Annotated in this window: 16 protein-coding genes; 6 read left to right on the top strand and 10 right to left on the bottom strand. The window is 38.5% G+C overall.

The features are described 5' to 3' along the window. The first annotated feature begins 2 nt into the window (after positions 1-2). The 5 genes from DW033_RS04985 (at position 3) to mobV (ending at position 7,112) form a co-directional block, all read left to right on the top strand. Positions 3-2,351, top strand: a complete 2,349-nt coding sequence (locus DW033_RS04985; RefSeq protein WP_122382510.1) for a PIN domain-containing protein — start codon at positions 3-5, stop codon at positions 2,349-2,351. 298 nt (positions 2,352-2,649) lie between these two features. Beyond that, positions 2,650-3,009, top strand: coding sequence for a helix-turn-helix domain-containing protein (locus tag DW033_RS04980; RefSeq protein WP_005936665.1), 360 nt, complete (start codon positions 2,650-2,652; stop codon positions 3,007-3,009). Beyond that, positions 3,009-4,382 (top strand): DUF3987 domain-containing protein, encoded by a 1,374-nt coding sequence (locus DW033_RS04975; protein WP_005936662.1) that lies wholly within the window; start codon positions 3,009-3,011, stop codon positions 4,380-4,382. The genes DW033_RS04980 and DW033_RS04975 overlap by 1 nt, the downstream gene beginning before the upstream one ends. A 115-nt stretch (positions 4,383-4,497) precedes the next feature. Further along, positions 4,498-5,523 (top strand): DUF6371 domain-containing protein, encoded by a 1,026-nt coding sequence (locus DW033_RS04970; RefSeq protein WP_005936659.1) that lies wholly within the window; start codon positions 4,498-4,500, stop codon positions 5,521-5,523. Positions 5,524-5,726: 203 nt separating this feature from the next. Continuing rightward, on the top strand, positions 5,727-7,112 hold the full coding sequence (mobV, locus tag DW033_RS04965) for a MobV family relaxase (RefSeq protein WP_005936656.1): 1,386 nt from the start codon (positions 5,727-5,729) through the stop codon (positions 7,110-7,112). Between the two features lie 7 nt (positions 7,113-7,119). Here mobV and DW033_RS04960 read toward each other — a convergent pair whose 3' ends face one another. Continuing rightward, the gene (locus DW033_RS04960) at positions 7,120-7,926 is read right to left on the bottom strand and encodes a tyrosine-type recombinase/integrase (protein WP_005936653.1); all 807 of its coding nucleotides are present in this window, start codon (positions 7,924-7,926) and stop codon (positions 7,120-7,122) included. Between the two features lie 45 nt (positions 7,927-7,971). On the opposite strand from DW033_RS04960, the gene DW033_RS24850 reads away from it, so the two are divergent. Next, the gene (locus tag DW033_RS24850; protein WP_122377447.1) at positions 7,972-9,309 is read left to right on the top strand and encodes a restriction endonuclease subunit S; all 1,338 of its coding nucleotides are present in this window, start codon (positions 7,972-7,974) and stop codon (positions 9,307-9,309) included. Here the strand turns inward: DW033_RS24850 and DW033_RS04950 are convergent. From DW033_RS04950 to DW033_RS04910, 9 genes are all read right to left on the bottom strand, one after another. Continuing rightward, positions 9,289-9,834: a restriction endonuclease subunit S gene (locus tag DW033_RS04950; protein WP_199703900.1), complete on the bottom strand. Its 546-nt coding sequence runs from the start codon at positions 9,832-9,834 to the stop codon at positions 9,289-9,291. The two genes, DW033_RS24850 and DW033_RS04950, sit on opposite strands and share 21 nt — an antisense overlap. Before the next feature lie 11 nt (positions 9,835-9,845). Further along, a complete protein-coding gene (locus tag DW033_RS04945) occupies positions 9,846-11,423 on the bottom strand; it encodes a restriction endonuclease subunit S (RefSeq protein ID WP_122377448.1) in 1,578 nt (525 codons plus the stop codon). A gap of 3 nt (positions 11,424-11,426) precedes the next feature. Then, complete coding sequence (locus tag DW033_RS04940) at positions 11,427-13,199, bottom strand: AIPR family protein (RefSeq protein WP_005936645.1); 1,773 nt, start codon at positions 13,197-13,199, stop codon at positions 11,427-11,429. Between the two features lie 12 nt (positions 13,200-13,211). After that, positions 13,212-13,685: a Fic family protein gene (locus tag DW033_RS04935; RefSeq protein WP_005936644.1), complete on the bottom strand. Its 474-nt coding sequence runs from the start codon at positions 13,683-13,685 to the stop codon at positions 13,212-13,214. Further along, positions 13,678-14,694 carry a hypothetical protein gene (locus tag DW033_RS04930; RefSeq protein ID WP_005936643.1) on the bottom strand — a complete coding sequence of 339 codons (1,017 nt, stop codon included), beginning with the start codon at positions 14,692-14,694 and terminating at the stop codon, positions 13,678-13,680. Before DW033_RS04930 ends, DW033_RS04935 begins: the two co-directional genes overlap by 8 nt. Before the next feature lie 15 nt (positions 14,695-14,709). After that, positions 14,710-16,218, bottom strand: a complete 1,509-nt coding sequence (locus tag DW033_RS04925) for a class I SAM-dependent DNA methyltransferase (protein WP_005936642.1) — start codon at positions 16,216-16,218, stop codon at positions 14,710-14,712. A gap of 2 nt (positions 16,219-16,220) precedes the next feature. After that, positions 16,221-18,539: an EcoAI/FtnUII family type I restriction enzme subunit R gene (gene hsdR, locus DW033_RS04920; protein ID WP_005936641.1), complete on the bottom strand. Its 2,319-nt coding sequence runs from the start codon at positions 18,537-18,539 to the stop codon at positions 16,221-16,223. Positions 18,540-18,551: 12 nt separating this feature from the next. Then, positions 18,552-18,758 carry a helix-turn-helix transcriptional regulator gene (locus DW033_RS04915; protein WP_005936640.1) on the bottom strand — a complete coding sequence of 69 codons (207 nt, stop codon included), beginning with the start codon at positions 18,756-18,758 and terminating at the stop codon, positions 18,552-18,554. 151 nt (positions 18,759-18,909) lie between these two features. Continuing rightward, positions 18,910-19,632 carry a hypothetical protein gene (locus tag DW033_RS04910; protein ID WP_005936639.1) on the bottom strand — a complete coding sequence of 241 codons (723 nt, stop codon included), beginning with the start codon at positions 19,630-19,632 and terminating at the stop codon, positions 18,910-18,912. Positions 19,633-20,153 lie beyond the last annotated feature (521 nt).

Here is a 20,153-nt window from a genome sequence, read left to right as displayed (position 1 = left end):
TTATGATTGACAATATCAAACTTGCAAACTATAAGTCATTCTTTGCTGACCAAGTGAAAGAGGCTATCGACGAGCAACAAAAGATCAATCGCTCGCAGATGCGGAACTTATTTAAGACAGGTGAATTATCGCTTGCTTATGTTGATTCCATTCAGCATGAGACAGGCATGATTATCCTCAAATGCCCTCGTCGTATGGCTCCACGTTTGAAAGTTCTGAAGGGCGTGTGCATAATTAAGAAAGGTGCTAAGCAAGCATTAGGTGAACACGTTACGGAGTGGATCTGCCGTTGGGATGAGTTCGTTGACAATAAGGATTTTCATTCTTCTGGTTCTGACATGACTCCAATGTACTATGTTCATACTGGTGATTCCAACTATGACTATGTTGCATGCTCTGGATTCAGTTTTAAGTTGTACGATATCTTGTCAAAGGCGTTGGTTGATGGCAAAAGTCTTTCACTTATCGTCCATAATCCATTTCCTCCTGTAGAGTATTTCCGCAACCTTGCCAGCTATATGGATGCATTCTCTTCAAACGATGAATTGAACCTTGAACCGACTATAGATTATGAGGAATGGACACCCGAGGAACTCGCATTTGATGAACAGAAGCCAACAGGCATTTCTGACACAATCATAGACACGCTCGCTAATGAACATTGTTGTATCGTACAAGGTCCTCCGGGAACTGGTAAGAGTTACACCATCGCTTCTGTGATTTCATCGTATCTTGATGCTGGCAAAACCGTCTGCGTCACCACCATGGCGAACAAGGGTCTTATCGAGTTGATAAAGCAGAAGCCTTTGCAGAAGTATGTGAAGGAAGGTCGTGTCAGCAAGACAAATCTCTCTATTGACGAACGCAAACAGGTGTCTGGTGTAAAAGCTGCCTCTGCCGACTTGCAGGTTCCTGGTGGCGAAATGCTCTGTGCGACAAACTATCAGTTGTCAAGTGTTTTTAGCGAAAAGAAGATGACTCTGTATGGTTTGCCACAATACGATTTGGTAGTCATAGAAGAAGCTTCTCAGGCTTTTCTCACGGCTATAGTTGCGTTTAAGCAGTTGGGGATTGATTGCCTAATTGTAGGTGATCCTATGCAGTTGCCACCTATCGTGAAACTTAACAATCCACAATATAATTCGTGGAATGTGGCAACACAAGTTGAAGGATTGAAGTCTATGGTGCTGGGGACATCGATAAAATCTTATCGTATAGTAACCACTTTCCGTCTCACGAGTCGATCAGCCTCCCTTACAAAATGCTTTTACGGAAATCGTTTTGTGTCTGTGAAGCAAGACTATTTAGATTTTACCAAAGCGAATAGTGTCTTATTTCCACAAGATGGCGGTGTACTTTACCATTGTACACTAGATGTCCGCAATGGAGTTTATTCAGATAAAGCAGATGCTATTATACGAGATGTGATTGAAAAGCTGGAAAAATTTTACCCTGATCGTTCTTTAGCTATCATAACACCTTTTAGAGATTCTGTAAAGGAACTGCAGAAACGTTTCTGTACGTCTGACCTTGAACTGGATATAACTATCGAAACGATAGATAGAATCCAAGGTATGACTGTTGATTATGCTATTCTATACATTCCTGGAAGGAATCCGGGTTTCGCACTAGAAGATCGACGTTTTAATGTAGCAACAAGCCGTTCGCTTAGTACGACTCTCATTATTTCAGATATGCCTCTTAACGAATTTCACACTGTATCACCTACAGTATTACAGTTTATAGATAATTGTGATAAGTTTGATGGTAAAACAAATGTATGGAGAACTAATTTGCAAGAGTCAGAATCATCAGCCCCTATAGTCCAACCTATATCTGAAGAAAAAACAGTATCAACGGTCTCCTCCACAATAGGGTTGAGAGTTGTAGGTAAAATTGACCTTTCTCAATTTGAACGGAAAAAGAAGGAATTAAGTATAACAAAGAAAAACTATTATATCATTGATACTAATGTTTTTGTGGACTATCCCGATATTATTTCTAAGATTGACAGAAAGTATCCTATCATCTTGTCTGCAAAGGTGACGGATGAGCTCGATAAGATGAAAATCAAATTAACTGAAGAACGAAGACAAAACGCGGAGAAGGCTTTACGTAATCTTAATAATGAGTCACAGCATGAGATTTTATACGAGTTCTCAGATACTTCTTTATTGCCAGATGACTTTGATAAACGTTCACCTGACAATATGATATTATCAGTCGCATTAAAGTATAAAGAACAGAATCCAATTATGCTTACATCAGACAATGGGCTACAACTTAAGTCTAAGCTATTGGGTATAACTACAATCTCGCTTAAGAAATTTCTAAAAAATAATTTACGCTAAGTATAGAAAGCGACATTGATTTCTTATTCTGTAAGCCATCTGCATCTTTCATGTGGGTGGCTTTCTGTTTCTATACATTTTTATCTTCACAACCTTATGATTCGATGATGATTCCCTTATGTCGAGAGGCATAAACGAAAAAATCTAATAATGGAATTTGTCATTATATGCACTGATAATCAGTGCATATAGTTTATGATTCTTATGACCTGCTGATGTTTCTTTATGTGATATTTGCCATCCATAAATCAGTATTGAAATTTGCCATTACTTTGCAGCAAAATCAACTAATAACGATATGGAAGACATGAACATTACATTTGAAGATTTGCCTAAGGCAATGTCATGGATGATGGACAAGCTCAATAAACTTGATTCCAAGATTGACAGTCTGAACAACATCCCACAAGTACGGCCTGTCGACCAGTGGATGAACCTGAAAGAACTGTGCGAATACCTACCCAGCCATCCGGCGGAACAGACCGTTTACGGATGGACGAGTTGCCACCAGATTCCGTTTCATAAGAGAGGGAAGCGTATCATGTTTCTCAAATCGGAGATTGACGCATGGCTTCATGACGGCAAACGGAAATCGCAGAAGGAACTGGCGGATGAAGCCGCCCAATTCATAAAGTCAAAAAGAAATACCAGGTTCTAATGGATTCAACCAATTTATGCAATGCACTCAGAATGGAATTTGAAGGGGTCTTTGAAAGCAAGATTCCTTTGGATGCTTTTCCTGCCAAAATTCAAGATATGATATTGGCTTTAGCACGGCAAGAAAATTATTCCATTGAGTACATGATGGCTTCTCTTTTGGTGGCAGTGTCAACCGCTATTGGCAACGCTGTCAATATCCGTATTCGTGGTGGATGGATTAGTAATCCTGCCCTCTATATGATATTGGTAGGTCGTCCCGGAATGGGCAAAACCCCACCTTTGGATTTCGCATTCCGCCCTATCCGAAAGCATGATGCAAAAATCATCAAGCAATTCAAATTGGATATGGAGCATTATAATAGCTTGATTGAAAACAACAAGGTCAAAAAAGACAAATCCTCTTCACTGCCGGACAAACCTGTTTTACGAAGAATCATCATATCCGATTTTACACCGGAGGCTTTAATGCGTGCGCTGGATGACAATCAGCGAGGTGTCGTGGTATATGTGGATGAAATCATGGGAATGTTTAATGCCGTGAATCAATATAGCAAAGGGCAACTCATTGAACAGTTATTGACTGCATTCAGCGGAAAGCCATTGGATATTTCAAGGTGCAGCATCCCTGTACCTATTCATATAGAGCATCCTTTTATAAATATTGTCGGCACGATGCAAACGACACGTATGCACGAACTAATAGAGAAAGGATATAAAGACAATGGGCTGATAGACAGAATAATTTTTGTTTATCCATCGTCTCAGGAAATTTCAGATTGGGGCTTGGATGAAGATTCTTCCGTATCAACTTTTGGTAAATACTCATCTATGTGGGATTCTATTATAAATAAGGTGATTAGTTTGCCATTTACAGAGAATGAAGATGACAGAGCCATACATAATGTACTGGAATTTTCTTCGGAAGCCAAAGCCTATTTTACAAACTGGCGCAATAATGCGATTCGGGCTGTTAATCAAATCCAAGATGATGGATTGGTGGATAGCAGAGTGATTAAGGCTCCCATGATTACGGCTCGTTTGGCTTTAGTCTTGCAGATTCTTCGCTGGGCTTGCAATGAAGCACACAAGGATTTTGTGGATATTGACTCAACCAAATCAGCTATTGCATTGAGTGAATACTTTGAGAACTGTTATACCAACATTCAAAGATATATGCTGAGAGAGAGCGTTGAACCACAAAAGAGAGAATTGCTTGATTGCCTTTCCGCAACTTTCACTACTGCCGATGCTATTCAAGCCGGAAAAGAAGTAGGGTTGTCGGAAAGGTCGGTGATGTACTCTTTGGTTAATCTTGCCACGAATAAGATTATCAAGAAGGTAAAGCGAGGTGAATATGAGAAACTGCAATAAACGACACCTTTTGCAGTTTGCAGTTGTTGCAGTTTGCACTTTGCGCTTACATAGGATTTCTGCAAAACTGCAATAAGTGCAAGTTGCATGGACTGCAATAACAAGACAAAGAAGTATGGCTGAATATAGATTTTCTCTTCAAAAATATAAGCGTGGTTCAAAACTTTCATGCCCGAAGTGTGGAAAGAAGCAATGCTTTGTCAAGTACATAGATAGTCAAGGAGAAATAACTTTTCCTGATTATGTAGGCAGATGCGACCATGAACAATCTTGTCAATACCATTACACTCCATCAGATTATTTTCATGATAACCCAATGGTGATGGATTACAAAAAGGATGATTTCGTTGAAGTCGACAAGCCTAAGTCTCATTTGCCATCTCCTACCTCTTTTGTTGACAATGAACTAATGGAACGTACTCTTACCAACTATGGCATGAATCCATTGTACATTTACCTATCCGGAGTATTGGGCAAAGACGAGACTTCCCGGATATTCCAACTGTATCATGTTGGTACATCAAAGAAGTGGGGCGGTTCTACCGTCTATTGGCAAATTGATTGGCAGGGTAATGTACGAACAGGAAAAATAATGTTGTATGATTCAAAAACAGGACATCGGATAAAAGAGCCAAGAAGTTATATAAGTTGGGTACATACGGAACTAAATTTCCAAAATTACCATTTGAAGCAATGTCTGTTTGGCGAACATCTGTTGTCTGATAATCCGATCAAACCAGTAGCTATTGTGGAAAGCGAAAAATCCGCTTTGGTAGCGACCCATTATATGCCGGAGTTTATATGGTTGGCTACCGGTGGAATGCACGGATGTTTCAAGCCTGATGTGATAAGTATTTTGAAAGGAAGGCCAGTTATGCTATGCCCAGACTTGGGAGCAAAAGAAGTTTGGCAAACCAAAATGCCTTTGCTTACTTCCGTATGTTCCAAAGTTGTATTGAGTGATAGTCTGGAACAATGCGCTACAGATGAACAACGAAAAAAAGGATTGGACATTGCAGATTTCCTTCTGATGAAAGATACTCCGCAAATAATACTCTCCAAAATGATACAACGTAATCCGGCTTTGCAGATGCTCATTGATGAATTGAAATTGGAGTTAGTGGATGTAGAACAGATGTAATAAAAAGATGAATAGGACAGCTCGCTGTCTTTGGGAAAGGGTTTGTAAAATCCCGTAGCTTATTAGGGCATTTTCACCGCTTTCACTCTCCTAGTGGCAGTAAAAAAGCCCATAAGCGGAGGGATACCCTCTCGACACCCGGATGCCTGTGGCACAAAAGGCGGGATTTTACAACCAAAGAATCAGTGAAAAGGAAATAAGATATGAGTAATACGCAATACGCAGTCTGCCACCTTCAACGTGGCAGTGGTAATGATTCTGGTATGTCATGCCATATAGAAAGGAAGGATGCCAAGAGGGAAAAATATGTACCCATCAATGCCGATGCAAATAGGACGCACCTCAATCGGGAACTGGTTGTATTTCCTGCCGGGGTGAAGAACCGGACGGATGCTATACAACATCGGATAGACCATGCCAGACTGCATCGCAAGGTCGGCAAGAACCAGACGAAAGCCATCCGCATTATCTTGACCGGAACACATGAACAGATGATGAAGATTGCCAAGGAAGGTAAGTTGGATAATTGGATAGATGCCAATCTAAAATGGCTGAAAAATACTTTCGGAAGCGAGAATCTTGTTTCTTGTGTATTGCACATGGACGAGAAAACTCCGCACTTGCATGCCACAATCGTACCCATTGTAACAACAGAACGACTTCGTAAAAAGCGTGAGGGTGAGAAGAAGTACGCAACAAAGTCCGGGGCACGCCTATCGGCAGATGATGTTATGCGACGTAGCAAACTGCACGAATACCAGAACAGTTATGCAGCAGCCATGAAGCCATTCGGATTGCAGCGTGGCATTGTCGGTTCTACAGCAAAACATCTGGCAAATTCAGAATACTATAAACAGCAAATAAATCGGTATGAGGAAGACATCGCCAAATTGCAGGCAGACATTGAAAAAGCACAAGAGGGGAAAAACACAATCCTTTCGTGGTTCGGCAAGGGGGATTTGGCTAAAGCGAAAAAAGAGCTTGCGAGTAGGGATGAGCAGATTGCCAAACTCAAAAATCAGATTAAAACCCTAATGTCTGAAAAGTCTCAACTGAAAGAAAAACATAGGGAAGAGATTGAACAATTAAGGAACGGCTATCAGAAAGAGATAGACAAGGCTATACGTATGGCAGAAAAAACAGGCCGACAATCCAAAGCAAAGGATTCTGTTATAGAAAAGTTGAATCTACGCATTGACCAGCTCGACCGTAAGGCTAACCCTCAGCGTTACAGTCTGTCATCCGGGGCGGAACTTATCCACCATTTCATTCCCAATTATAATAAGCCCAGTCTGCATATTTGGACACAGGTAGGTAATGAGAAATACGACTCTATAAAACATGTTGATTGGCTCAATCCGATATGGGAAAGTTTCACCAAAGACGAAGCTACCATCTATGAATTGATAAATGATGTGTTTGAGCCTCAGGAACAGGTCAATGAAGCACAAGCCAACCTACTTGGAGTGGCTTTTGAACTTGCCGCAGGTGGTCAGGCGCAAGTCCATGTCGGAACTGGTAGCGGAGGTTCATCCTCTGAACTCCCTTGGGGAGAACAGAAGACGAAAAACTCACAGCAACGCAGATAAATTGCCTTTACCAAGTTATAATCTTATCCACAATTTCCTGTTGCTCGGCACTGCTACGCCTCAAATAAATACGAGTGGTTTCAATGCTTTCATGCCCCATCAGGTCGGCAAGTAAAGAAATATCGTTGAACTTCTCCAAGAAATTCTTGGCAAAGCGATGGCGGAACGAATGAGGATAAACCACTTTCTCGTTCAAACCATATTTTGTGGCATAGTTTTTTAACTGTTGGGCAATACCTCTGGTGGTGATACGCTCGCCAAAGCGATTGAGGAATAGATAACCGCTTGTACGATTGGTGCTATTGAGCCACTCCGTAGCTTCCTTGCGGAGTGATTTAGGAATATAGATACGACGTATCTTGCCACCTTTGGTATAGATGTCAAAATAACCTATCTGCACGTGTTCCACCTTCATTTGTATTAGTTCACTGACTCGTGCACCTGTAGCAGCAAGGAAACGAACTACGAAATACCATTCTTGGTTTTCTTCCTTTTTTAGTTTGTTTTTCAGAAAAGCGTAGTCGGCATTGCTGATTACATTTTCCAGATAACTACGCTGTTGTACCTTGACGGATTTTAATCTCAAACGAGATTTATTCATATAGTCAAGATACTTGTTCATTGCCTGAATACGTAGATTTACGGTTTTAGGCTTGAATTTTTCAATGAGATAAGTCTTATAAACAAGCAGGTTGCGCTTGTTCAGTTCCTTATGTCGGGAATAATACTCTTTTACGGCATATAGATAAGCCGCAATCGTGTTCTCCGCCATATTCCCTTGACGAAGATACGTTCCAAAATTTTCAATGTTCATGTCTGATACATTATTAGTTAAACAATTCACTATCATTAATAATGTATGGTATTTACAAATTCATTGAGTTCCTATTATGAGAAGTTTCTCGCTACGGGGGAAGTGAAATGTATTGATGAGGAGATTCCGTTTGAGATTCCAAAGGGGTGGGAATGGGCAAGATTTGGGAATATAGTCAATCATTCGCCACAAGTTATCTGTGAAGATAATTTCGAAGTTGCTTTTATGCCAATGGCTTTGATTGATGCAGGTTATAGAAGTTCTTATACTTTTGAGAAACGATATTGGAGGAATGTCAAATCTGGTTTTACGAAAATGCAAAAGGGCGATATTGCTTATGCCAAAATTACTCCCTGCTTCCAAAATAGGAAATCGTTTATCCTTGGCGATGTTCCAAGCAATATTGCAACAGCAACAACAGAATTAAATGTTATCAGGATATATGCTGATACATTTGCTCGATGGTATCTTCTATATATCCTTAAATCAGACTTCTTTATCAAAGAAGCAAAATACAAGGGTACTGCAGGACAACAACGAGTTTTATCCGATTATGTAAAATCGAAACTTCTTCCGATACCACCACGTAAGGAACAAGATAGGATATGCGATAAATTACAGGAAGTCTTGCCAATCGTAGATAATTATGATAAATTTCAAAGCGAATTGAATTCTCTGAATTCAACTATTGGCGAAAGGCTAAAGAAAACAATTCTTCAAGAAGCAATACAGGGTAAACTCGTCCCTCAGATTTCGGAAGAAGGAACTGCACGAGAATTACTTGAGCAGATACGGCAGGAGAAACAAAAGCTCGTAAAAGAGGGTAAGTTAAGGAAGTCTGTCCTGTCTGATTCTGTTATCTATAAAGGTGACGATAACAAGTATTATGAGAGGATAAATGCGCAAACCGTTGAGATTGAGCTTCCTTTTGAATATCCTAACATTTGGTCTGTGCTACGTTTGAAAGACATATGCCAACTGATAGACGGTGAAAAAAGAAACGGAAAGGGCATCTGTCTGGATGCAAAATACCTACGTGGTAAATCATCTGCTACCATTGTAGAGAAAGGAAAATTTGTCTATGCCGGAGATAACATCATTCTTGTAGATGGTGAAAATTCAGGTGAAGTTTTCACTGTTCCGCAAGATGGGTATATGGGGAGTACATTCAAACAGTTATGGCTTTCTTCGGCTATATGGAAACCATATATTTTGGCTTTCATTCTGTTCTATAAAGAGGATTTGAGAAATTCAAAAAGAGGTGCGGCTATTCCGCACCTCAATAAAGAGTTATTCTACAATCTGCCTATTGGTATTCCACCTTATCAAGAACAGCAGCGTATTGCAGAACGGATAAATGAACTATCGCAGTTGCTCAAATAGTTTTTCTATTTGAGCAACAATGCGTTGTTGTTCTTTAATCGGAGGTAATGGTATTAATATTTCTTTTACTTTTGCTATACTTACACCACCTATAATGCCCGTTTTATTTAGGTTAAATAGTTCAAAGAACGATGGTGACTGTAGATAATAGTACATGTATTTCCCGATTCCAACAAATGGTGAGAAACAACATAACTTATTCCCAAAACATACATCTTGATTCAGTATTGCAATTTTTCTTCCGGCACTTCCACCTTCAATACACATCAATATTGAGTTATTGGGAGCAAGTCTAAAATCAGGTTCATATTGTTTCGGAATCGCAATGCCATTATCGTAAATAATCCGATTATTAAAATCAACATCCTTAGTTCCAATATAATAACGTCCTATAACATCTGTAAATTTTGATTTCTTTTCAGTTTCACTAATACTGTTGCCAGTGTAAATGTTTGCAATATGAGAAAGTCTTGTCCATACCCAATTCTTGGGAGTTTCAAAAGGTATCTGTTCTGTTATATCCAAGCACTTTTTACCTACCTGCTCATAATACTTGCTAATTGCTCAATCTTTGAGATAATTCGGCTTTGCTCCATCAGAGGTGGAATCGGAACTAGATAAGTTTTTACTGTAGCAGTTGCAAGCTCCTTTTGTTTTGTACTACCATCCGATTTATCTTCTATTACAGATTGTACCGTATTGCTTGTGAAATAGTAATAAAGGTATTGTGGCAGAACAAACTTTTTCATTGCTCTTATAACAGTAACATGACTATCTGTCACAGCCAATTCATACGGGTTTAAGGTACTACAATAAATTGCCATTCGTCCTAATGTTCCCAATCCTGTAGAGTTCCACATTAAATCTCCGTCCTGTAAAATACGTTCTTCACCATACGATGATAAAGTATCTGGATCTATGAATTGGGCTTTATCTATTGAGAAACCACTCCATTGATTACACTTTTGCGCTACAACAGGGTATTTCTTTATCAGAGAGTATTTAGGTGACTTCCCTCTTTGGATATAAGAACATATATCGTTAAGTCTTACCCAACTCCAGCTATCAGGTATTTCAAATGGAATCTCGTCAGTAATATTCATTTCCGTATTTCCATTCTTCTCGAAGTACTTGTTATCGTCACCTTTATAGATAACAGAATCAGTCAAAGTAGACTTCTTCAACTTGCCTTCTTTAATGAGTTGCTGCTTTTCCAATTTTATCTGTTCAAGTAACTCTTCGCCAGTTCCTTCTTCTGCTATTTGTTGTACAAGCCGACCTTGAACAGCTTCTTGTAGGATGGATTTTTTGAGATTTCCTAGAAGCTCTACATTTAATTTATCTAATGTCTCTTGAGATTTTGCATATCGATCGATAACAGGTAATATTTCTTGAAGTTTTTTATCTATTTCATATTGCTCGTTAGTAGGTGGAAGTGGAATTAGAAGATTTAATATATGCTCACGGCTAATTCCAGGGATAACACCTTGTGCATTAGAAATTATCGTTTGCAAATTAGCTTCAACTACAGATTTAACATATGATAGACTTATCGCATTGGAGAAATTTCTAATAATTTGAATTTGTCTAGCAATATGTATTTTATCTACATTACAGATGTACATTTTCCCAACTCCTGAACCTTTACAAACAATAAGTAAATCTCCTAATTTTCCTATTACCGTAGGAGTTTCAGTCCAACGATTTATTACCAAATTCCCATTCACAATATTACTTGCTCCTGTAATATAGGGAATTCCTTGATTACTCGAATTATACTTTTCAGGAATAAAGTCTTGCCCTGATAGCAGTTCTATAACATTTGACAGTTTACTCCATTCCCATCCCTTTGGAATCTCAAACGGAATCTCCTCATCAATACATTTCACTTCCCCCGTAGCGAGAAACTTCTCATAATAGGAATTATCATCACCACGGTAAATGATAGATTCGTTTTTATCTTTCTTGATTTTCTTTTCCTTGACCAGTCTAGCTTTTTCGGCTCTGATACGTTCAAGAAGTACAGATGCCGGTTCGTCATTAGGATCTTGCGGTACAAGTTTGCCCTGTATCGCCCACTGAAGTATGCTGTTTTTTAATTGCTTTCCGTTCATTTTTTAATCCTCTGCTTGTACTCTATATGAGAAATACTTTGAGTCTATTTTTACTCCATTTTTAAGTTTGGAATCCATCTCCTTATTCATTGTTGGGAGGAAAGAAAAATAATTCTGAATAGCAGACATAATACCTGCATTGCAACTCTTGTTTTTTACCCAATTTTGAGGAATGAAACTTCTATTATTCTGCTCGCAATTGTTTTTTTCTGCCGAAATAGCACTGTTTAAACAGTTTGCCGCAATATTAATTATGCTGTCAACAAGATTGTTTTCAGAAGCAACTTTTAAGCACTCACTCGGTGATGGTACATTTGTTTGATTGTTACATTTAGCAAAAACCATTGATATGGCAAAAAGAAGATGGTATGGAGCATAAGCCTTCATTGTTAGTAGTTCCTCTTCCAGTCCTAATGGGTTTTCCTGAGTCCATGCATCCATTATTTTTCTCATCCAAAACGATAGAGCATAAGCATCTTCAGGCAAATAGTCGTTCTTGAACAATGTATTGAAATACTTGTCAAAAATCTTAGTTTCACCATAAGATAAATTAGGTCTTTGCATGTACCAAGCTGTAAGATTCTTTCCTAAATATGATAACTCTATGCAGTACTGTTTGTCCTTGTCGGCTGGAATAATTTCACCTCTTTTGGTTGCAAAGAATCCATTAGAATATTTTGCTTCGTATGCCTTTTTGAGTTTCAATATCTGCTTACTGTTACTGCGTAAATCTCTTGCCTTTACAGCACTTTGCGTGTTTGTGTTAATGCTAATAGAATCAGCCCTGTCTCTTTGTGGAATTTCATAAAATCTGAATAGAACATAAGCATCATCACGCTTTCGTACATTCTCACTACAACTTAAAATAGTATTCAATGATTGACATCCATTTACAACATTCAATCCATAAAGTTTAAACTCACCATTGCCACATTCTTCAATTTTGTTACAAATGGCAGTGATTCCATTATGAAAAAAGAAGAAGTCACCACATTTATTCGGATCGTTTATGGTTTTCTTGATCTTTTTATTTACGGTATTGTTAATGCCTAAACTCTGTCGTACATTTTTCTGGAACAAAGATCCATCTTTAATGCCAGGGAGTTTTATACATTCTTTCAGAGGCATGGCTGCAACTATTACGCTTGTCGCCCCTAATTCTGTCGTCATATATTTACCAGCTTCAAGCTTGATAGTATGGTTTAAAGTTGGATTCGTTTGTTCAATAACACAACTATAAGCATCTTCCAAACCTTGTTTATCAACTACGGAGAATTGTGTACTATAATTCAATTCAGCATCATCTTCCTCTGATAATTTGGTTTGGAATGAATGTATATCATCCATAGCCGCATCCGTAAAGATAGATGTTGTTATTAATTCAAAACATACGCAGTAAGAGTCATCTTCTAATGCTGTTGCTATTTCTGATATTTTAGTCTTTAATTTAGAATTAGCATTTTCCTGTAATTGAGCTAAGTTACTAAACTGGCTCCAAGCAGATATAACTTCTCTCACAGGAGTTGCATCAACAGATTCACCAAGGTAGTATTTCCCTTGTACAATATATATTTTTTGCTCGTCTTCATCAATGTATACGGCATCAATTTGTTTATCATTGGCTCCGTCTGTGATGGCATCTTTAGCTTGTCTTTGATCCAGAAGATGTATATTCCGCATATACCACGCAACGAAACGTTGACCATCATTTGGAAAATTATTTTTATAATAATCTTGCGTAATTTCGTTTTTTATGATTTCAAGTACATTTGCCATAATTATATTCATTTATTCGTAATCTTCGCCTTGTATTCCTAATTCTCCTTTGCTCATGGCATTGGCAATATCTATTTTCAGTTCTTCGTCATAATCTTTACTGGTCAAAAAGCTATTGACGATGCGTAGCAGCAAATCTTGGTCGATGTTCGATGCTGCCACGTGATAAATGATAGATTCCAATGTACGCATACAGATACAAGCGTGCCAATAGTAATTATTTTTGTGTAAGAAGTACGCACCCAAAGTCAGTGCAATACGCTTGTTCCCATCATTGAAGAAGTGCCCGGAACAAAATCTATACATCAAATAGGTCAGTTTGTCGGCAAAGGTAGGATAGTATAAATCGTTTTGCACAAAATCCAATGTAGCACGAATACCGCCTTCATCACGCACTCCTTCAAAGCCACCATCACTGGCATCAATCATTTTGCCATAGATGTTTAGGGCTTCATCGTAATCTATGTAAATAATTCCCTTACTCATCCTCTGCTTGTTTTAAGCGTTTAAGCACATCTTTATTGTCCGCTAAGATACGGTCAAAATCAATAGACTGGTCGCCGATGAATCGTTCAAACTCTTCTGGAGTAACAGCTTGCAGATAATCTGCTATATTACCATGATACGCATCCCGAAAGCTGAAATCTCTTGAAGCCATTTTTGTTCTGGCGTCATTTAGATAAGGTTTCTGCATGGGATGTTCGGCAAGTTCATTCACAATGCGCTCTACCTCGTCAATGGTAAGTTTTCTGCCGCCATTTTCCTTGAATCGTTCACTGATAGCAGCACCCACTCCGTTTTCAAAAGAAGAGATAACCAATAGAACCTCTGAATACAACGTGTGTCGAACATTGTCTTTTGAATCCAACTTTAATACTTCTCGGTATTCTTTAGCATTCTCTTTGAATACAGCTTTGTAGATAAAATCTGTAATCTGAGAATATTTGTATGTAGGATGCCCATCCACATATTGATTGATGGCAGAAGTAAGATTTTTCCGATAGTTTTCTTCTGTGATTGCGGCAGGAAGATAATTCACATCTCTACGATTAATATATTTTGTTCCTCCACCTGTCTTTTCATTGATGGTAGTAATCACAAAATCCAAGATAAGGCTACGGACTTTTTTAGCTTTCTCACTCTCTGTAAGCAGCATACCTATATTCAAGAAAGAGCGGAAATTAAATAATCCGAGTTGCGTTGTTTTGCTCGCCTCATTAATAAGGTGAGCAAATTCTAACTTAAACTCTTTCAATTGTTTACCCTTACATAAAATATATCCATTATGTTTCAGCTCATCAGAATTTGATTGCAGGTAACGATCTATTGTAGATGTGTCAACTTGATAAAAGTCGGCAACCATTTTTTTTGTAAAGCGGTATTCTCCCTCAAAGAGCATTCCTTCTATATCAAGATGCTCTTGTACTTTACTGACCGCAAAACGATTGTTAAGTACATTCTGCCGTTCTATGTTTGAGATGGTCAAATCTTTCATATCACTTCACTATTATCAGTTACACGATTTTATGTCTATGCCGAGAATTTTTTGAATCTCAGAAAGGGTTTTGTCTATTTCATGGTCGAGTGCAGCACGTTTCTCAAAATACTGTTTGAGCAGTTCTGCCGGAGGGAGTATTTCTTCTTCCTCTTTCGGGAACTTGCACTGGTCGAAGTTGCAATCCAAATCAATCAACTGTTGGGCAGTGAACACACGGCTCTTTTCTCCCACTTCATCATTGATAATTTCTTTCCTGTCTTTCCACCATTCCTGAATAGGTAGGGTATGCTCCACCTTCATTGGTTTGGTCTTTGAGAAGTGCTTGTAGCCTTCCGGCATATCCAAGCGATAGAACCATGTCTCTTTGGTCTTGAATCCTTCTTCGCAGCCCTCTGCTTCTTCATTATTAAAGAAAAGAATGTTGGTTGCAATAGAGGTATATGGGGAGAATATCGAACCCGGTAAACGGATGATGGTATGCAGATTGAACTTGCGGAGTAAATTTTCTTTAAGTGCAAATTTTGCTCCATCCGTACCAAACAAGAAACCATCTGGGATAATCACACCGCATCTACCACTAGCTTTGAGGCGGTACATGATAAGGGCTATAAACAAATCCGCTGTTTCACTTGAACGGTACTGCACCGGAAAATTGCTTTTTACACTATCTTCTGTGCTACCACCATACGGAGGATTCATACCGATAACATCCACTTTATCGCTTTCCTTGAAATCAGTGATATTTGTTCCAAGCGAATCACAGTTAGCTATATTGGGAGCTTCAATATCATGGAGTAACAGATTTGTTATACTCAAAAGATAAGGTAGCGGTTTCCATTCTTGTCCCACGACTGCATTTTGCAGTTTTTCTCCATCTTCGGCAGAACTGACGCTCTTACTCATATAATTGAGAGCAGAGGTAAGGAAGCCGCCTGTACCACTGGTGAAGTCACCAAAGGTCTCGCCCAATTTCGGGTCAAGCATCATCACGATAAAGTCTGTCAAAGCACGTGGAGTATAGAACTCACCTGCATTGCCTGCTGATTGCAAGTCTTTCAAGATTCCCTCATAAATATCTCCAAATGTGTGGCGGTCATCAGCATCGTCAAATTCGATTTCATTTACGATGTTGACCACTTGACGCAAAAGCGTTCCATTCTTCATATACTGGTTTAAGTCAGCAAATGTTTCTTGAACAATGCTTTTGGCTCTTGGTGTATTGGCGTCTATCGGAAGATTCTTTAAAGTAGGGAACAGTTTTTCATTGACAAAAGAGAGCAATGCTTCTCCTGTTAATGCTTCACCGTCTTTTTCGTCTACTGCCCATTTACGCCAACGCAAATCTTCGGGGATGATAGACTTGTAGTTTTCATCTTTGTATTCCCAAGTTTCTTCCTGAGTGTCATAGACTTTCAAGAAAAACATCCAAGTCATTTGTTCAATTCTCTGTGCGTCACCATTGATACCAGCGTCTTGGCGCATTATATTTTGGATTCGCTTTATGATGTTGTTTACTGCCATTTTTAAGCTGATTTATAAATTTGATATTCTAGTTCTCTGATGGCTTGCTCAAAAGCAACCTTACCGCCAAATAACTTTATGATTTTTGTTGGTTTCCCTATGCTATTGAATGGCGGTATCTCCAAGATGTTCGCCTTTTCAAAGTCGAGAATACCATTCTCTGCATATTTGTCAAGAAGAGCCTCCAATACTTCACGAGCTTTACCTTCGTACTTCCCGAAGTAATTACGCTTCTTTACATTGTTTGCTCTCTCTTTCCTTGTTAATGGCGGTTGGTCAAACGCAACGTGGCATATCACATCAAAGATGTCGGCATCCTTCAATGCCGGATTAGCTTCACGTACAGCATCTATCAGAATAGCATATTCCTTCAATTCATCCATAATGGCCTGTTTGCGTTCTGCCTCCGTCCACGTTTGGATAAAATCATCCAAAGTTTGGTAATGGCGTAATAATTGCTTTTTAGCAAACGACTGAACACTTTCCGTTCTCATCGTCTTACCATCTTCTCCTAACACTGAAACGATTTCATGGGCAATGCGAATATTCTTACCGCTGATAAGATATTTCTCACGATGCTCAGATACTATTGGAGTTTCTGGAGCATCAATGATTTTGTAAGGCTTTGGCTTTTTCCCTCCTCCTTTGGGTGGTTCCGGGTTGCCATCAAATGCTGGATCTTTGAATTTTGCTGTTGCATTGCGGAAGTCTAGGATTTCCAAATGCCACTTGCCTTTGTCTTTTCTAAGTCGTGTACCACGCCCGATAATCTGCTTGAATTCCGTCATAGAGCCGATTTCTTTATCAATAACGATTAAGCCACAAGTCTTGCAGTCCACTCCCGTAGATAGTAGTTCGGAAGTGGTAACAATGACCGGATAAGGTTCGTCAACACTGATAAAGTTGTCCAACTGCTTTTTCCCTTCTTTGTCCTCTCCGACAATGCGTGTTACATAATAAGGAGATTTTTTACATAAATCACTATTCATGTTGATAAGCAGTGTTCGCATTTCGGCAGCTTCCTCAATATCAGAACAGAATACTATCGTTTTTGTCATACGACCGATGTCTTGTAACATTTGAGTAATTCTGTGTGCTACCACTTTGCGCCTTAACTTGATAGCGAGGTCACGACCTATATTCTGTCTTTGATATAGTTTCTGCTCAATCTCTTTACCTAATAAGTCTGTTTCCCCTTCTTCGGGAGTCCATCCTTGCAAATCAACATTGATAAAGTCGGCTGTAACACGATAAGGGGCCAAAAAACCATCTTGGATTCCTTGGAGTAGGGAATAGGTATATACTGGCTCTCCAAAATAATCCAAATTGTTTGCTCCTTCATCTGCTTTTGGGGTTGCAGTCATACCAATTTGAGTAGCAGAACTAAAATACTCCAATACTTTGCGCCATGCAGAATCATCCTTTGCACTTCCTCGATGGCACTCATCAACAATAATCAAATCAAAGAAGTTTGGCTGCACTTCTAGGAATGGATCTGGCTTACCTTCTTTTCCGACCAGTTGATGATATAACGCCATATATACCTCATATGATGAATCAATCTTTTCTTCACCTTCTCCAACAGAAGTTATCTTGGTCATAAACTTTTTGAAGGGCTTGAAGTCTTGAACCATCGTTTGGTCAATGAGTATATTACGGTCTGCAAGATAAAGAATCTTTTTTTTAGATCCACTCTTATGAAGCCTATGAATAATTTGAAATGCCGTAAAAGTCTTGCCTGTACCTGTAGCCATCACTACAAGTACACGCTGTTGTCCCCTTGCAATGGCTTCCACGGTACGGTCAACCGCTATGCGTTGATAGTATCTTGGTTCGTGGCTATGGGCATCATAATAAAAAGGTGTTTCTACAATATTAAGTTCATTCGGTGCATAGTTCTTGGATGCAAGATAACGATTGTACAGCTCTTCTTCTGTCGGGAAGTTCTCTAACTTAATTTCGGTTTCTTTCCCCGTGATAAAGTCATGTTCCAAAAAAGCATCGCCATTACTGGAATACGCAAATTTCAAATCAAGAATTTGGGCATAATCCATAGCTTGTTGGATGCCACCTCCAACAGCGTGTTTATTGTCTTTGGCTTCAACAACAGCGATGGGCTTACCTTTATGATATAATAGATAATCGGCTTTTTTACCTTCTGCTACCGAATGTTGGTTGCCGACAACAAGTACTCGTCCATCAGTAAAATAATACTCTTCACGCATATTTACGCTTACAGCCCATCCTTTTTGTTGGAGTGCAGGAGTAATAAACAGAGTGCGTATCTCTTGCTCTTTTAACTCTTTTTTGTTTACTTCCATGACAGTAATTCATTAATGATTTGTACTGCTGACAATCAAATCTTTCACATCAATATTAAGAGCATTGGCTATATCATTAAGAGTCTTGAGGTCTGGTTGAACAGAATTACTACACCATTTGCTCACAGTACAATTAGATTTTCCTATCTGTTCCGCAAGCCATTTTCCTGTTTTCTGTTGCTCTGCAAGCACTACTTTTAGCCTGTTAAAATTAGCCATGAGGTAAAATGTTTTAATTCAGGAGCAAAATTATATAATTAGTCTGATAGTAGAGCAACTTCCGATAATATTTCTTATCTAGAAGCTAAAAAAGGCAGTAAAAAGACATAAATGTGCGATTTTGAGGGCATTTGCAATACTCTTACCATTCTTATATGATATTCTCGTCTATTTCAATTTTGTGTCGTCCTGTAGTCGTGCGCAAATTCTTCCTAATGGTGTCAATGGTGGAGTTGGCAAACCATTCATTGAATGTATGCAAGACGAATTTTGCTGTAACATCTCCAGAGATATTGTATTGGAAGGCAATATTCCATGCAAAGTTTTTTAGTGAGATTTGCGTAACGGAAGTTCGTTTCTTGATATGTATTTCCGTGGTGGTAAGAACTTGCCTATTGGTAACAAAGTATCTAACGCATTCGCAAATTTGGAAAATCTCTGTTTCGCCAAAGTTTAGTCGTTTGAATGTGGTTAGTGTGTATTTCATTATGGCATCAAGTTTTTCATCATCTTCTTTCTTTTTTTGCTGACGGTATTGCTGTTGCTCATGTTGAAATTCATAATGGAATAACTCCATTCTTTTCGTCATGATTTCATTATCACCTGCTCTTGAAGAAATTCCTTCAAGGGTACATTCATCCTTGTTCTGTTGTTTGGGATAAAAAGAAGAGGTCAGTTCGATGGTATATGCCGATAAAGATATACACAAGTGGTATATGGATTTTAATATGACATAGCACACCACAATAACTAATGGCAGTGCGCTTAGGCTAACACCGACAATATCACTCAATGGGAATGAAATTATTGATGCCAGTAGCACTATCACTACCTCTATTATTATTGATTGTAACGTATGTTGCCTATGCTTCATGCCTATTCTTTTCTATGATTGTTTTGCAAAAGTATAATAGTTTTCCATAAAAAACGAAAGGTAAAAATAGGCAGAACGATTGTAATGAGTTCATTCTATGCTGTTTGTGAAAAGAAGAGCTAAACAAGTGAAAATATCGAGCATCAAATGAAAACATCTGCAAATATAAATTTTAGTGTTAAATAATCATAAAACTTTCTTTCGCTGTTGTAAGTGCTCTATATAACTCCATTCTTTAATCAGTTACACGAAAATAAACCATATTTGTATCATAAGTTTATAACTTATTGATTTATATAATACATTATATTTGAGAAAGTAAAATAAAAAGAAGCGGTTTTAATCGCTCCTTTACTCCACATAAGATAGAAAAACGGCTATCGGGTCCTTCGGGATCTGATAGCCGTTTTTTATTTTAGCCCTATATATTCAATAAAAAAAGCCATTGATATCCAATAATTATTAATAAGTTTGCACTCGCATAAAAACACTCATTTTAAATTACGATTAAGGGCAACGTA

Source organism: Parabacteroides sp. AF39-10AC (assembly GCF_003635405.1).
GTDB classification, from domain to species: Bacteria; Bacteroidota; Bacteroidia; order Bacteroidales; family Tannerellaceae; genus Parabacteroides; species Parabacteroides distasonis.
The sequence above is the reverse complement of the archived record's forward strand: the minus strand, read 5'-3'. Positions and strand labels throughout refer to the sequence as shown.